Source organism: Oricola indica, assembly GCF_965227485.1.
Lineage (GTDB): Bacteria > Pseudomonadota > Alphaproteobacteria > Rhizobiales > Rhizobiaceae > Oricola > Oricola indica.
Genome location: NZ_OZ245747.1, coordinates 2,470,265 through 2,485,385 on the forward strand (window position 1 = coordinate 2,470,265; position 15,121 = coordinate 2,485,385).

A 15,121-nucleotide genomic window follows, 5' to 3' on the forward strand; every position below is an offset into this window, starting at 1 on the left:
TTCAGGCGGTCAGTTCATGTACCAGCCGTGACTGACGACCAGCGACTGGCCGGTGAGCGCGTTGGTGGGGAAGGCGGCGAAGACATGGGCGACCTCGGCCACGTCCTCGATGGTCGTGAATTCCTGGTCCACGGTCTCGCCCAGCATGATCTTGTTGACGACCTCCTCCTCGGAGATGCCCAGATCGTGTGCCTGCTCGGGGATTTGCTTTTCCACCAGCGGCGTCTTGACGAAGCCGGGGCAGATGACGTTGGCGCGGATGCCGTGCTTCGCGCCTTCCTTCGAGATGACGCGGGCGAGCCCGAGCAGGCCGTGTTTCGCCGTGACATAGGCGGATTTGAGAGGGCTCGCTTCCTTGGAGTGGACAGAGCCCATGAAGATGATCGAGCCCGAGCCGGCCTTCTGCATGTGCGGCATCACGGCCTTCGACGTCAGGAAGGCCCCGTCGAGGTGGATCGCCAGGAGCTTCTTCCACTGGTCGAAAGGAAAGTCCTCCAGCGGGTGCACGATCTGGATCCCGGCGTTGGACACCAGTACGTCGATCTTGCCCCAGTTTTCGACCACCTTGGCGACACCGGCATTGACCTGTGCCTCATCGGTGACATCCATCTCGACGGCCATGGCTTCGCCGGGCCCCTGGGCGGTTAATTCGTCGGCGGCTTTCTGAGCTGCGTCCAGCTTCAGGTCGGCGATGACGACCTTCGCGCCGTCGGCTACATAGCGCTTGGCGATACCGTGTCCGATGCCGCTTGCGGCGCCGGTGATGATGCAGACTTTGTCCTTGAGGTTCATGATCTTGTCTCCTTGTCGATGGTTGAATTGGGGGTCAGGCGAGGTAGTCGTGAACGACTTCGCCGAGGCCGAGGGTCAGATCGGTCAGCAGGTGGACGGCGGATACGACCTCCAGCACCGGCAGGTCGGCGACAGGCGCCAGCGCGTGTTGGTGCAGCTCTAGGCCCGCCGGGCCCTCCCATGCGCCTTTCAGCGTCACGTCCATCGTGTAGTAGCGAACCAACTCGCAAATCCGCGGTGTGCAATCGACATGCGGGATGACCTTGAGCATGAAGTTCGGCGCATCGAAGCCCTTCAGCACCGTGTCGTGGTCAAGCTCGCGGTGCTTGTAGCCCATGGTGCCGGTCGCGACCCGTACCGAGCCCACGTCCAGCGTGCCGACGAGCGTGTCTTTCTCGACCCTCAATGCCGGATCGGCGAGCTTCTTGGGGAAGCCCCAGATTTCGCGGCCGCCGGCGATCGGGGCATCGTCGTTGAGAAACATCGAGTGGACGTAGCCGCCGGCGACGCCATCCAGCGTGACCGGGATCACCTGGCCGCTTTCGGTGTAATCGCCGAAACCGGTGCTGTCGGGCATGCGGATGAATTCGTACTTCACCAGCGGCTCGGTGACCTGCAGCGGTTCGGGCACGACCCGGCGCAGTGCGTCCATGTCGGTGCGGTAGGTGATCGTCAGGAATTCGCGATTGACGAAGCGGTACGGCCCTTTGGGATAGGACGGGCTGGTGACCGGCATTGCGAAGGCGTTGGCGACGAGGTCATGGGCGTTCATTTTGAGACTCCTTGGTCTTCAGGTGTTCCGAGATCGAAGACGTGCAGGCCGTCAGCCCCCACGCGGCGTGATTTCCAGGACTTGTGAGAGAGTGTGCGGGTGACGTCCCTGATCCCTGCGGCCCAGTGGTCGGACTTAGACTGGCGCGAGAACTCGTAGTCCTTGCCGCTGCCCTCGAAGCCTTGCTTGCGGTGGATCAGGTGGACCAGCGTGACCGGGCAGGACGGGCCGGCCCGGCGCAGCAGGGCCAGATCGGGGTCGTCCTTCAGCGCGTCAGGCAGTTTCGCCTCAAGTCGTGCGGCCGCGGCTTGCAGCGCGTGCAACTGGAGGTACCGGTCCGTTGTCAGGCGGGTCCGGCTGGAATAGCGGATGTCCTTTTCGCGCTGCTGTACGCCGATAACATCCTTTGGAAGTTCGCCCCGGGCATTGAAAAGATCGACCTGGAACACACACAGCGGCTGGTCGCCCTCGACCTGTTCCATGACGTATTGCAAAGGGGTGTTCGACACGAGGCCGCCGTCCCAGTAGTAGCGTCCGTCGATCTCCACCGGCGGAAAGCCCGGGGGCAGGGCGCCGCTGGCCATGATGTGGCGGGCGTCGATCCGTGTGGTGCGGCTGTCGAAGTATCTGAAGTTTCCTGTTTCGACGTCTGTAGTGCCGACACACAGGCGCGGTCCGGTGTCATTGAGAAGGTCGAAGTCGACCAGCTCGTTCAGTGTCGTCTCGAGCGGGGCTGTGTCGTAGAAGCTCAAGGCCGGCGTGGAGCCGAACGGCCAGAACGCGGTGGGCAGCCACGGCCTGAAGAAGCCTGGCGCACCCGCGATCGTCACCTCGGCCGCGGCGAGTTCGGAAAAGGCGCGGCGTCCGGCGGGTGTCCAGAAAGGCGCCGATAGCGGCAGGTTCGACGTGATCCTGTCCCAGAAGGTCTCCAGCGCGGCGACGCGGTCTTGTTTGCGGTTTCCGCAGATGAGTGCCGCGTTGATCGCACCGATCGAAATGCCTGCGATCCAGTCGAAGGAAAACCCGGCCTCGTTCAGGGCCGCGAATGCGCCGGACTGATAGGCGCCGAGCGCTCCGCCTCCCTGCAATACCAGCGCGTTCAGTTCTTTCGAGGCCATGTCGGTGGTTCCCTGGATGCTGCAATTCGTGTCGTTGCAAAAACATCTAGGCGCGCTCTCCTGCACCAGCTTTTCGGAAACCTTACATGTGCGACAAGTTCGCCAAGTCCTTCTGTGGAAACGAGAAAACCCGCCATCCAGGATGGCGGGCCCGCAGCATTGATCTTGTCTATGCCTGGATACCGCCAAGCCGTCCCTTCAGCGGACAGGTCTCTGGCGGAGGCCCTGAAGGCCATGTCATGACTCGGTTCTCAAGGACGCACACACCGCACTGGAAGGTTGCGCCTGCTGCTGTAGTGTGTCCGCGGATAAACCCTCATCGCGCAAGGAGAAATGGATGAACCGGGAAATCGTGCAGGGCTGGGCGATGCATCTGCGTCCCGACACTTGGTCGGGCGCCCTGATCATCCTGGCGTTGTTCTGGATCGGCGGTCTGCTGCTGTCACACATTCTCAAACGGATGATCCATGTGATCGTAGAGCGCGACCACGATAATCGCCTCGACCGCATGGCGATTGCGTTCCTGTCGAAAGTCGCGAGCGCCTTCGTCTGGATCCTGATCTTCATGCTTTATGCGCACATGATCCCGGCCCTTGACCGTCTAGCCACCGCGCTGCTGGCGAGCGTTTCGGTTGCTTCAGTGGTTTTCGGCCTGGCCGCGCAATCGACCTTGTCGAATTTCGTGGCGGGCTTCAGTCTGATTTTTTACCGCCCGTTCCGGCTTGGCGACAAATTGCAGATCAACGCGCCGACCGGCGTGGAAACCGGCATCGTGGAGGACGTGTCGCTCGGCTACACGATCCTGAAAACCTACGACAATCGCCGGGTAATCATCTCCAATTCGTCGATATCGAGCGCGACCATGGTCAATCTGTCAGCGCGGGAACTACGGACCATGGCGATGATTCCGATCTCGGTCAGCTACGATTCCGATATCGATACCGCGCGCGCGCTGATCCTGGAGGTTGCATCGGGAATTTCCGATATTGAAGAAGTCGTCAGCTGTCCGGTCACCAATCTGGGCGCCTCGAGCGTCGATTTCAGCCTGCGCGTGTGGTGCGCGGATTCCGGTGTTGCGGCCGGGGTCAGGAATGAAGTGCTCGAAGCCGTGAAGAAACGGTTCGACGCGGAGGGGATCGAGATTCCCTATGCCTATCAGAATGTCCTGATCAAGGAATTGCCGGAGCGCGAAAACGACGCCTCGAGCACGGACATCACAAAAAAGTAAGATTGCAGAAAAACTCAAACAAGGCCGGCCTTGGATCATTTGGCCGACCTTGGCGTTATCGCATTAATTGCAGGACAGGAATAAGCCCCCATGAACAACAGCCTGATGAGCCTTCTCGACATGTCCAAACGGGCGGTGGTGCCGATCGTCGCGGCGGTCCTGGCTGTGGTTTCCCTGGCCCTCGGATGGTTCTGGATCGGTCTGGCAATGGCGCTTGTCGTGGCGCTCGGGCTTTACGATGCGTTTCAGTCGCGCTGGACGATCACCCGCAATTATCCCGTCGCGGGCCGGATCAGGTGGCTGTTCTATGACCTGCGCCCCTATCTTCACAGCTATATCGTCGAGGACGATCTTGGCGGAACGCCCTTTTCCCTTGCCGCTCGGCGACTTGTTCATGCCCGCGCCGAGGGGCAGACCGACACACAGCCTTTCGGGACAGAGCGCAACACAGAAGAAGACACCTATCACTGGGTCGGGCACTCCATCGCGCCCACTAGGAACCCGGTGAAGTCACCACGGGTGGATGTCGGCTCCGATCAATGCAGCAAGCCTTACTCGGCGTCGGTTCTGAACATATCCGCCATGAGCTTTGGGGCTCTTTCGGCCAATGCCGTACGCGCCCTGAACCTGGGCGCCAGAAAGGGCGGATACTATCACGATACGGGGGAAGGAGGGCTCTCTCCCTATCACCTCGAAAACGGCGGCGACATCGTGTGGGAGCTCGGGTCCGGCTATTTCGGAGCACGCGACAAGGACGGCAATTTCGATCCCGGAAAATTCGCCGAAACCGCGCAGCGCGACGAGGTCAAGATGACCGAGATCAAGCTGAGCCAGGGAGCGAAGCCGGGCCATGGGGGCCTTTTGCCAGCCGCCAAGGTGACCGAGGAAATCGCAAATATCCGGCAGGTTCCCGCCCATCAGGATTGCCTTTCGCCGCGCGGTCACTCCGCCTTTTCCACGCCAATCGAGATGCTCGAATTTGCCGCGAAGATGCGCGAGTTGTCCGGAGGCAAGCCCGTAGGACTGAAGCTTTGCATCGGGCAGCCGCACGAACCTTTCGCCATCATGAAGGCAATCATCGAAACGGGAATCCATCCCGATTTCATTGTTGTCGACGGCGGTGAGGGTGGCACGGGCGCGGCGCCGCTCGAACTGTCCGACTGGGTCGGCATGCCTCTGTCCGAAGGGTTGATCCTGATGCGCAACGCACTCGTGGGTGCGGGTGTCAAATCACGGATCAGGCTGGCGGCCAGCGGCAAAGTCTATTCCGGCATGGGGCTGGCACGAAACATCGCGCAGGGCGCCGACTGGTGTAACGCGGCGCGCGCCTTCATGTTTTCGGTCGGCTGCATCCAGGCGCAACGCTGCCACCTCGGCACGTGTCCTACCGGTGTCACCGCGCAGGACCCGGGCCGGCAGCGGGGTCTAGTGCCAGAGGTCCAGGGCGAACGGTCTGCCCGCTTTCACGACAAGACTGTCGATGCCTTGATGGAGATCGTTGCGTCCGCCGGACTGGACCATCCCGGCGAGTTGGAGCCGCACCATCTGATGCATCGCAGTGGGCCCGAAAAGGCCGTGCCGATGGATCAGGTGCATCCCTTCCTCCCGGAAGGTGCGCTCCTCGATGCGCCGGACGACACGATTTACGCCGATTTCTGGCGCGCGGCGCAGGCGGAGAGGTTCCGTCCCGCCATCGACCTTGCCCGAGCACGGTCGAGATAAACAAAGCATTCTGGAAGGACAGACGAGATGACCAAGGTTTCCGATATCGTCGTGGACGCCCTTGTCGAGGCAGGCGCAAAGCGCTGCTGGGGCATCGTGGGCGACACGATCAATCACTTTACCGATGCGGTGCGCCGATCCGACCTTCGCTGGGTGCATGTGCGCCACGAAGAAGCGGGCGGGCTGGCTGCGGGCGGCGAGGCCTATTTCACCGGCGAACTGGCGGTTTGCGCGGGCACCTGCGGACCGGGATCGCTGCACTTCGTCAACGGGCTCTTCGAGAGCCACCGCAACGACGCTCCCGTTGTGCTGATCGCGTCGGACGTGGCCCGCGCCGAAGTGGGGCTGGGCTTCCCGCAAGAAGTGGATCAGCGCAAGGTCTACGAGCAACACAGCGTGTTCTGCGAATATATCTCGCATCCCGATCAGGCGCGCCGCATCACGGTGCAGGCCGCGCAGGCGGCGTTGACCAAGGGCGGCGTCGCGGTCGTCATCGTCAATGGCGACATGTTCGAGGAAGACACAAAGGACGATTTGCCCTGGTCCGTCCATCGCCCCAAATCGCGCCTGCGCCCGGCCGATGAGGAGCTCGACGCGCTGGCCGAAAAGCTGAACGCGGCGGGCGCGGTCACGATTTATGCCGGCATCGGTGCCCGCGACGCCAAACCCCAGCTTGAGGCATTGGCCAAGAAGCTCGCGGCGCCGATCGCCCATACGAGCCGGTCGAAAGAATTCATTGAGCCCGACAACGACTACAATATCGGCATGATCGGCATCCTGGGCAACAAGGCGGGGGTTGAAGCCGTGGACGCGGCCGATGTGATGCTCTGCCTCGGCACCGATTTCGCCTACACGCAGTTTTATCCGGGCCCGGACAAGATCGTCCAGATCGACCGCGACCCGACCCACATCGGGCGACGCGCACCGGTGGGCATGGGCCTTGTCGGCGATGTCGGTCCGACCATCGAGGCGCTGCTCGATCGGCTGGACCAGAAGGATGACACCTCGCATCTGTAAGCCGCGCGCAAGCAATGGACAAAGGACCTCGAAGGCTATGCCGGCGAGGCCGAAGAAAGCGATCCGGAGCTGATCCATCCGCAGTTCGTCACCCGAACGCTCGACCGTCTGGCGGCAAAGGATGCGGTCTTCACCGCCGATGGCGGATCGCCGATGGTGTGGCTCCTGCGCCATCTGACGGCGAATGGTGAGCGGCGTTTCCTGACCAGCCTGCTGCACGGCACGATGGCCAATGCCTATCCGCAGGCCATGGGCGCGGCGGCTGCCTATCCCGGCCGTCAGGTCATTTCGATGAGCGGTGACGGCGGCATGACCATGCTGATGGGCGACCTGCTGACGCTCAAGCAGGAGCAACTGCCGGTCAAGATCCTGATCTACAACAACGGCTCCCTTGGCTTTGTCGAGATGGAGCAGAGGATCGAAGGCTTGCTCGACAGCTTTACCGGGTTGGAAAACCCCGATTTCGCAAAGCTGGCCGAGGTTTGCGGGCTGCAAGGCTGGCGTGTCGAGAATGCAAACGACCTGGAGGCGGCGATGACACAATGGCTCGCCGCAGATGGCCCGGCCATCCTTGATGTCCGCGTGAACCGGATGGAGCTGGTCATGCCTCCCAAGGTGAAGGTCGGTCAAGTCGCCTCGACCACGTTGTTCGGCGTCAAGGCCGTGCTCGATGGCCGTGCGCGCGAGGTCGTCTCGCTTCTGCGCGACAATTTCCTTCGATAGGATCGCGGTCTTGACCAAGGCGCGGGCGAGGGGTGTTGCGACAGCGGCAAACCTTGCCTCGTGGCCGACTTCGCCGTGCATCTCGCGGGCGATGGCGCGGCTCATCTTCGCGGCGCATGTCCATCGATCCTCTCTTGCGCTAGGTATACCGGATCATCCGCCCATGGTGAGCGGGATTGCATTCATGGAGACCGTATGATGGCGACGCTTCTGCTCGCCCTTCACTTGCTGATCATCATCGGTTTCACATTCCGCATCCTGCTGCGGGATGATCTTTCCCCACAGGCGCGACTTGCGTGGTTCGTTGTTCTGGTGGTGCTGCCCTATATCGGCAGCGTCGTCTATTTCCTGTTTGGCGAAATCGACCTTGGGCGCCACGCGGACCAGCGGCACAGGGAAATTTTCGACCAGATTCGCGCTCATGCGTCCCACCTGATGGGTGCGCCGGAGGATACAGATCGACTGATCGATCCGCTCTACAGGCCGGCGTTTCGATATGCGGGATCGATCAACGGATTTCATCCGGTTGCCGGAAGTCGTGCCGAATTGATGGCCGACGCTGCCGAGACAAACGCGCGCCTGATCGCCGATATCGACGCTGCGCAAAGCCATGTTCAGGTGCTCTATTACATCTGGTTGGACGACCGGACCGGAACGGACATCGCGCGCGCTTTGATCCGCGCCGCAGAGCGCGGGGTCACCTGCCGGGCAATGGCGGACGGCCTTGGATCGCGCGCATTGATCAAGTCGCCACTTTGGCAACAAATGAAAGATGCGGGCGTGCAGATGGCTGTGGCCCTGCCGCTGGACAATCCGGTCCGCACGCTGCTGAAAAGTCGCATCGATCTGCGCAATCACCGCAAGATCACGGTCATAGACAGCAAGATCACCTATTGCGGCAGCCGAAATTCCGCCGACCCGGAATTTCTGGTCAAAGCCAGATATGCCCCTTGGGTCGATATCATGCTGCGGTTCGAAGGTGCCATCGTCGCGCAGAACGAATTGCTGTTCATCAGCGACTGGATGCAGGCAACCGGCGACACTCTTGATGATTTCACCGTGAGTGCAAACCCGGTCGAAGACGGGTTTCCCGCGCAGGTGATGGGGGACGGTCCAACCGAGCGCCGGGGTGCCACGCCTCAGCTCTTTGCGGCCCTCATCTCGTGCGCGCAAGATAGTCTGACGCTCTCGACCCCGTATTTCGTGCCGGATGCGACGGTGCTCGAAGCCTTGTGTTCCGCAGCGCATCGCGGGGTAGCGGTCACGCTGATCTTTCCCAAAGTGAACGATAGCTGGATCGTCGCGGCTGCGAGCCGGAGCTATTATCGCAAACTGCTGTCGGCCGGATGCGAGATCCATGAGTTCAAAGGCGGTCTCCTGCACGCCAAAACGCTGACACTGGACGGCAAGGTGTGTCTCATCGGATCATCGAATCTCGATATTCGCAGCTTCGATCTGAACTATGAAAACAACATCCTTCTGCAGGATCATGGCGTGACCTGCGCCGTGCGAGACCGCCAGGAAGACTATATTACCCAATCCGATCCCGTGACCCTTGGTCTGGTCGCCGCATGGCCTGCGTATCGGCGCATCTGGAACAATGTAATCGCCACGATTGGCCCTGTCCTCTAGGTGAAGGCGACGAAATTTCCGTCTGACAGCAATTCGTCGCGAACAGCTGAGCTTGCCCTGACCGGACTTCGGCCTCCATTGGCAGAGCGTCGCTGAGCTGCCCCAATGCTCCCGGCAGAAGACCAAGTTCAAAATGATCTGGCGTACTGGAAATGCGGATGAGCAGGGCTGTTGCTGGCCGAGAAACCCCTTCGGCTCCCTCAACATCGTAGCCCTCACGATTTCGCCTCAGATGATCACATCATCATGAAATCCCAGCACTGCGGATCGTCGGCGCGGAAGTGCCGGAGGGCTCGGACGACTTTCGGCGGTGTCCGTCTGTCCCAAAGGTCCGTCATCCAGAAGATTGACATAAGAGTATACTAGTATAATCATAAGGGGACGCTCTGGACGGATCCGGAGTGTGACATGACGTTGAGATTACTTTGAGGAGGACCGGACTCTCGCTGCGCGCAACGCGGCGAAACTGCATTTATCGACATCGACATAGGAATCGGGAGGAGAATCCATGTTATTGCCTATTTTTCGAAGACAGGGCGCACTGGCGCTCGCGCTTATGCTGGGAGTTGCCGGCGCGGGATCCGCAATTGCCGCCGACGAACCCACCTACGAAATCTTCCTATCGAACAACTTCGTCGGAAACGACTGGCGTCAACAAATGCTGCGCTCGGCCGAAGCCGTCATTGACAAGCCGCCACTCGCTGGCCGGGTGAATTTGCGCATTGAGAACGTCGAGAATGCGGTTCAGACGCAGATCACGTCGTTGAACAACATGATACGGGCGCGGCCGGATGCCATTCTGATCGACTCCGCCTCGGCCGAGGGTTTGAACCCGACCATCCGCAAGGCCTGCGAGGCCGGTATTCTGGTTATCAGCTTCGACCAGGTGGTGACAGAGGATTGCGCTTTTGCGCTCGCCTCCGACTGGGATGTGATCGCCGAGGTGACCGCCGAATGGCTGGCCGAGCAGATTGGCGGCGAAGGGAAGGTGATCGTCGACCGCGGCTTGGCCGGAGCGCCAATCTCCGCGCAATTGCAGGGTGGTTTCGAGAGTGTACTTGAGGGATATCCCGGCATCGAGATTGTCGGCTATTTCAATGGTGATTACGCTCTCGGGCCCGAACAGGCAGGTGTCGCGGCGCTGCTTGCCGCCAATCCGCAGATCGATGGCATCCTGACGCAGGGTTATGGCGCAGGCGCGCTTCAGGCGCTTCAGAACGCCGGGCGGCCATTGGTGCCAATCGTGGGCGGTTCCTACAACACCTCGGCGCTGGCCTGTGCGACGACCGAGGGGGCCAACTGTATCCTGATGTCGAATCCTGCCTATCTTTCGGCGGAGGCTATCAAGCTGGCGGTCGAGATCCTCGATACCGGCGTCCGTCCCGAGGAGCGCGTGATCACCTTCAAGGGGCCGATGCTGACAAACAGCCCGGTGCCCTCGAAGCTGCATCCGGACCAGCCCATGGAGAAGCTGGAAGTCGGCGTTAACGCCTTTCCCGACCAGCCGCCCGGGCTTGGCATGCCGATCTCGCCCGAATGGGTCGAGATCACGGCAGAGGAAGCCGCCGGAACCAACTGAACGGCACCTTGCTTTCCTTCCCGGCGCCCCGTTCGCCGGGAAGGGAGTTTTCACCCACACCCAACAGTGCAGAAGTGCCCATGGACCTCATCGAAGTCAGTGGCCTGACAAAGCGTTATGGCGGCATTGTCGCGCTCGAACAGGCATCCTTTTCGGCAAGGGCGGGTGAAGTGCACGCCCTGATCGGCGAAAACGGAGCCGGCAAGTCGACTTTCATCCAGATTCTGGCCGGTGCTGTGGCGCATGATGGTGGAGACGTGCTGTTCGATGGCGCTCACTACAATCCAGCCAATCCCGACGATGCGGAGACCACCGGAGTCACGGCGGTTTTCCAGGAGTTGTCGTTGATCCCGGACCTGACCGTGGAGGAGAATATCTGGTTTCGCCGTGAACCTCGCCGCTGGTGGGGCGCGGCCGACAGGCGTGAACTCAGGCGCAAGACACGGGACTTGTTCGAGAAGTACGAGTTTCCACCTATTCAGGCCGATCGCGAAGTTCGCCGCCTGACCCTGGCGGAGCAACAAATCGTCGAGATTGCCAAGGGTTTGGCCAAGTCCACGCGTGTTCTCATATTGGACGAAGCAACTTCCGCGCTACCCGCGAAAGAAACGGAGTGGTTGCTGAAACTCACGCGCAAGCTGGCGGAAGAGGGGCTTCTGGTCATTTTCATCTCGCACCGTATGGGCGAGGTGCGTTCGATCGCCGACCGCATGACCATCTTTCGGAACGGATCAACCGTTGCGACCCACGTCACCGACGAGGTCAGCGATGACGAAATCGTGGCGCAAATGATTGGCCGTCAGATGGATCGACTCTATCCCGAGCGCCATGACACGACCACGGGCCGGATCGCGCTGAAGGTCTCGAACCTCGAATGCGGCTCGCGTCTGCGCGGCGTCGATTTCGAGTTGCGCGAAGGAGAGGTCCTGGGCGTCGGAGGTCTGCAGGGCCACGGGCATCGCGAGCTGTTCCAGTCTCTCTTCGGGGCCAGTCGGTCCACCGGCGAGGTCGAACTCTGGGGCCGGGCCGCTCGTTTCAACACGCCCAACCAGGCGCTCTCGGGGAGAGAGGGCATCGCGCTTGTACCCGAGGATCGGGGCGGGCAGGGGCTCCTCAACTCGATGAGCGTTCGCGAAAACCTGACCCTTTCCGTACAGCGCCGCATGACGTGGTGCGGTCTCGTCGATTCGAAACGCGAAGCGGCTCTGGTGCGCGAGATGGTCGATCTCCTTTCGATCAAGGTTGAAACGCCGGAGCAGGAGGCGGGAACGCTCTCGGGCGGGAATCAGCAGAAAGTGGTTTTCGGCAAGATGCTCCTGACCGAAGCGCGGGTTCTCCTGCTTTACGACCCGACCCGGGGTGTCGATGTGGGCACCAAGAGCGAGATCTTTCAGCTGATGCGCGACCTTGCCGCGCAGGGCTACGCCATCCTGTTTCATTCCAGCGACATGCCCGAACTGGTCCATGTCTGCGACCGTGTCATGGTTCTGCGCGCCGGCCATGTCGCGGCACTGCTGGACCGCAGCGCGATATCCGAGGAAGCGATTTTGCGCGCTGCCGTCCTCGAGAAGGATACCTGACATGAGTACCAGCCTGCGCAACTACCTTCTGGACAAGGCGCCGTTCCTGACCGCCTGCGCCATGCTCGTGGCGATTCTGGCGACGTATGCGTCGCTCCAGCGCGGTGTGTTCTCCATAGACGAACTGAACCTTGTGACCGGCTCGGCAATGACACTGATCCTTGTTGCCACCGGACAGACAATCGTGATCCTGCGCGGCGGCATCGACCTTTCTGTCGGCGGCATGGTCAGCCTCGGAACGGTGATCGCGGCCACCCAGTTTGGCACCGATCCCGTCAACATCGTCCTTTGGTCCTCGGCAATCCTGTTACTTGGCTTCCTGATCGGAGCGGCCAATGGCGTCATGATCAACTATCTGCAGCTCCAGCCCTTTCTGGTGACTCTGGCGACATGGTCGGTTCTCAGCGGAGTGGCGATGATCATCCTGCCGACCGATGGCGGATCGGTTCCCGATTGGTGGATCGGATTCGGCTACAGCGAATTTCTGGGCCTTGCCGGGCCGGTCTGGATGATGATCGCCCTGATCGGTTTCTGGTTCTGGTTCAAATCCACCCGGCTGGGTACGACGATCCGGGCCACCGGATCGAGCGAGAAATCGGCATTCCTGTCCGGGGTGTCGATCATGCGGGTGGACATCGCCGCCTACGGGCTTTCCGGATTTTTTGCCGCTGCCGGCGCGCTTTATCTCACGACGCAGACAGGGGGAGGCTCGCCTATCATCGGCAAAGACTACATCCTTCCCTCGGTTGCCGCGGCAGTGATCGGCGGGGTCAGCCTTTTCGGCGGGCGGGGCGGCCTGATGGGCACGGTTGTCGGTGCCTTCATCCTGATCCTGATTGGCAGCCTGGTCTTCGCCTTGCGCATCTCCAGTCATTGGCAGCCGGTGCTCTCGGGCATGATCCTTCTGGTCGCGGTCCTTACCAGTTCGCTGACCGAGAAGACCGCGAAAGGGCAAGCGCAATGAACGGTTTTCTTGTCCGCAATCGCGCTGTCCTGCTGGCTTACGGCGCGGTGGTGCTCCTACTCCTCGTTACAGCGGCTTTCTCACCGGGATTCTTGTCCGCGGCCAATATAAGGGCGACCCTGGTCCTCGCCGCCTTCGTGGGCATTGTGGCGCTGGGACAGACCTTCGTCATCATCGGGGCAGGCATCGATCTGTCGATCCCCTGGGTTCTGAATACGGCCGCGATCCTGATGACCATGCTTTGCGCGTCCGAGAACCTGCCGCTGCTCTGGGTCATGCCGCTGATGCTCGCCCTGGGCGGTGGTATCGGATTGTTCAACGGTGTCGGTGTGGCCTATTTCGGAGTGCCGGCGATCATCATGACCTTGGCAACGAACGTGATGCTGCAAGGGCTGATCCTGGTCTTTACGGGCGGCTCGCCGACACCGCTCGCGCCCGACGCCATCCGGTTCCTCGCGGTCGGGCAACTCGGCCCGATCCCCGTGATCGTCGTGATATGGGCGGTGCTGGGCGTAGCGGCGACGGTGCTCTTGTCCAAGATGTCCTTTGGGCGTCACCTCTACGCTCTCGGCGGCAACGAGACCGTGGCCGAGTTCTCGGGTGTCCCGACACGCCGCACCAAGATCCTGACCTATGTGGGCTCGGGCATGACGGCAGCCTTTGCCGGGATGCTGATGACTGGCTATTCGGGCCAGGCCTATCTCGGCATGGGCGACCCGTACCTCTTCACCTCCGTGGCGGCGGCGGCGATCGGCGGGGCGTCGATCCTCGGTGGAACGGGCCACTACGTCGGCACAGTCGCGGGCGCGTTGGTGCTGACCATCCTCACCGGCCTCCTGCCGGCCCTGAACCTCTCCAGCGGAGCGCTTCAGGTCGTCTATGGCGCCGTGATCCTGATCACCGTGGCGCTAAGCAGCGATGGCGTAAGTGCTACATGGGCGGCTCTGTTCGGCCGCCGCAAAACACAAGGAGCCAAATGATGGTGGAAATCACCTGCATCCACGACGCGGGCGCGCAGTTGGGCGAAGCTACAATCTGGGATCCGGGCGCGGCTGTCCTGTGGTGGATCGACATTTGGGGACGGCGCATTTTTCGCACCAATCCGGCAAGCGGCCGAACCGACAGTTGGGAGACCCCCGAATATCCGGGCTGCATTGGCCTGCGGAAATCCGGCGGGCTTGTGCTTACAATGCGCTCCGGCTTCTATTTCTTCGATCCGGAGACCGCTGAATTCACCGCTGTCGCCGACCCTGAATCCCATCTTCCCGACACAAGGTTCAATGACGGAAAGCCCGACCGGCAGGGGCGTTTTTGGTCTGGTACGATGTTCGAAGCTCCGGGCAAGGAGCTGGAATTCATCGGGTCGCTTTACCGGATGGAAGCCGACTTGAGCGTGCATCGGATGATCGAGGGCGTTGGTTGCTCCAACGGCCTTGCCTGGAGCCCCGATAGCACCCGAATGTATTTCTCGGACAGCCACACGCCGGTTGTGAAGGTCTACGACTTTGACGCCGCCACCGGCGAGATCGAAAACGGGCGGACCTTCATCGAGTTTACCGAACCCGGCGACATCGCGGATGGCGCCACGGTCGACGCGGAAGGGTGTTACTGGGTGACCATTCCGTTCAAAGGCCGGGTCGATCGGTACGATCCCGACGGTGTCCGGATGGCAAGCATCACCATGCCGACCGATCTCCCCACCTGCTGCGAATTCGGCGGGCCGGACCTGGACGTGCTCTATGTCACGACTGCGGTGCTGAAGCGCCCGATGGAGGAACTGGAGGGGCAGACCAGTCCGGGTGGACTGTTCGCGCTGGACGTCGGCGTGAAAGGGTTACCGCTCCCGGCTTTCGAGGGGTAGGTCTACGGATCGGCACATGGCTTCGCCTGAACCTATGCGAGGCACCGGAGCGGACGCCCACGCGGCTGGCGCGACTAAGGTTGCGTGTGAAAACAGCGGCGCTGGTTACACATAAGCCAAGCAAGTATGATAA

13 protein-coding genes are annotated in these 15,121 nt (G+C 61.4%); 10 read left to right on the plus strand and 3 right to left on the minus strand.

Annotated elements, in window-relative coordinates:
• Positions 1–9 precede the first annotated feature (9 nt).
• Genes ACQK2M_RS12385 through ACQK2M_RS12395 form a run of 3 tightly spaced genes read right to left on the minus strand, consistent with a single transcriptional unit; the run spans position 10 to position 2,682 of the window.
• A complete protein-coding gene (locus ACQK2M_RS12385; protein WP_223475164.1) occupies positions 10–792 on the minus strand; it encodes a 3-hydroxybutyrate dehydrogenase in 783 nt (260 codons plus the stop codon).
• A 34-nt stretch (positions 793–826) separates the two neighbouring features.
• Complete coding sequence (locus ACQK2M_RS12390) at positions 827–1,564, minus strand: acetoacetate decarboxylase (RefSeq protein ID WP_425418065.1); 738 nt, start codon at positions 1,562–1,564, stop codon at positions 827–829.
• Complete coding sequence (locus tag ACQK2M_RS12395) at positions 1,561–2,682, minus strand: patatin-like phospholipase family protein (protein WP_425418066.1); 1,122 nt, start codon at positions 2,680–2,682, stop codon at positions 1,561–1,563. Before ACQK2M_RS12395 ends, ACQK2M_RS12390 begins: the two co-directional genes overlap by 4 nt.
• A 337-nt stretch (positions 2,683–3,019) precedes the next feature.
• On the opposite strand from ACQK2M_RS12395, the gene ACQK2M_RS12400 reads away from it, so the two are divergent.
• The 10 genes from ACQK2M_RS12400 to ACQK2M_RS12445 all read left to right on the plus strand — a co-directional run bounded on the left by ACQK2M_RS12400 (position 3,020) and on the right by ACQK2M_RS12445 (position 14,988).
• Positions 3,020–3,910 (plus strand): mechanosensitive ion channel family protein, encoded by an 891-nt coding sequence (locus ACQK2M_RS12400; protein WP_425418067.1) that lies wholly within the window; start codon positions 3,020–3,022, stop codon positions 3,908–3,910.
• Positions 3,911–4,000: 90 nt separating this feature from the next.
• Positions 4,001–5,632 carry an FMN-binding glutamate synthase family protein gene (locus ACQK2M_RS12405; RefSeq protein ID WP_425418068.1) on the plus strand — a complete coding sequence of 544 codons (1,632 nt, stop codon included), beginning with the start codon at positions 4,001–4,003 and terminating at the stop codon, positions 5,630–5,632.
• A 27-nt stretch (positions 5,633–5,659) separates the two neighbouring features.
• Entirely contained in the window at positions 5,660–6,649 is a 990-nt protein-coding gene (locus ACQK2M_RS12410) for a thiamine pyrophosphate-binding protein (protein ID WP_425418069.1), read from the plus strand.
• A 108-nt stretch (positions 6,650–6,757) separates the two neighbouring features.
• A complete protein-coding gene (locus ACQK2M_RS12415; RefSeq protein ID WP_425420032.1) occupies positions 6,758–7,372 on the plus strand; it encodes a thiamine pyrophosphate-dependent enzyme in 615 nt (204 codons plus the stop codon).
• A gap of 198 nt (positions 7,373–7,570) precedes the next feature.
• Positions 7,571–9,004 (plus strand): cardiolipin synthase, encoded by a 1,434-nt coding sequence (gene cls / locus ACQK2M_RS12420; RefSeq protein WP_425418070.1) that lies wholly within the window; start codon positions 7,571–7,573, stop codon positions 9,002–9,004.
• Between the two features lie 508 nt (positions 9,005–9,512).
• Complete coding sequence (locus tag ACQK2M_RS12425; RefSeq protein ID WP_425418071.1) at positions 9,513–10,583, plus strand: substrate-binding domain-containing protein; 1,071 nt, start codon at positions 9,513–9,515, stop codon at positions 10,581–10,583.
• 80 nt (positions 10,584–10,663) lie between these two features.
• Positions 10,664–12,163: a sugar ABC transporter ATP-binding protein gene (locus ACQK2M_RS12430; protein WP_425418072.1), complete on the plus strand. Its 1,500-nt coding sequence runs from the start codon at positions 10,664–10,666 to the stop codon at positions 12,161–12,163.
• Between the two features lies 1 nt (position 12,164).
• Positions 12,165–13,127 carry an ABC transporter permease gene (locus ACQK2M_RS12435; RefSeq protein WP_425418073.1) on the plus strand — a complete coding sequence of 321 codons (963 nt, stop codon included), beginning with the start codon at positions 12,165–12,167 and terminating at the stop codon, positions 13,125–13,127.
• Positions 13,124–14,107 (plus strand): ABC transporter permease, encoded by a 984-nt coding sequence (locus tag ACQK2M_RS12440; protein ID WP_425418074.1) that lies wholly within the window; start codon positions 13,124–13,126, stop codon positions 14,105–14,107. Before ACQK2M_RS12435 ends, ACQK2M_RS12440 begins: the two co-directional genes overlap by 4 nt.
• Positions 14,107–14,988: an SMP-30/gluconolactonase/LRE family protein gene (locus tag ACQK2M_RS12445; RefSeq protein ID WP_425418075.1), complete on the plus strand. Its 882-nt coding sequence runs from the start codon at positions 14,107–14,109 to the stop codon at positions 14,986–14,988. Before ACQK2M_RS12440 ends, ACQK2M_RS12445 begins: the two co-directional genes overlap by 1 nt.
• Positions 14,989–15,121: the final 133 nt, after the last annotated feature.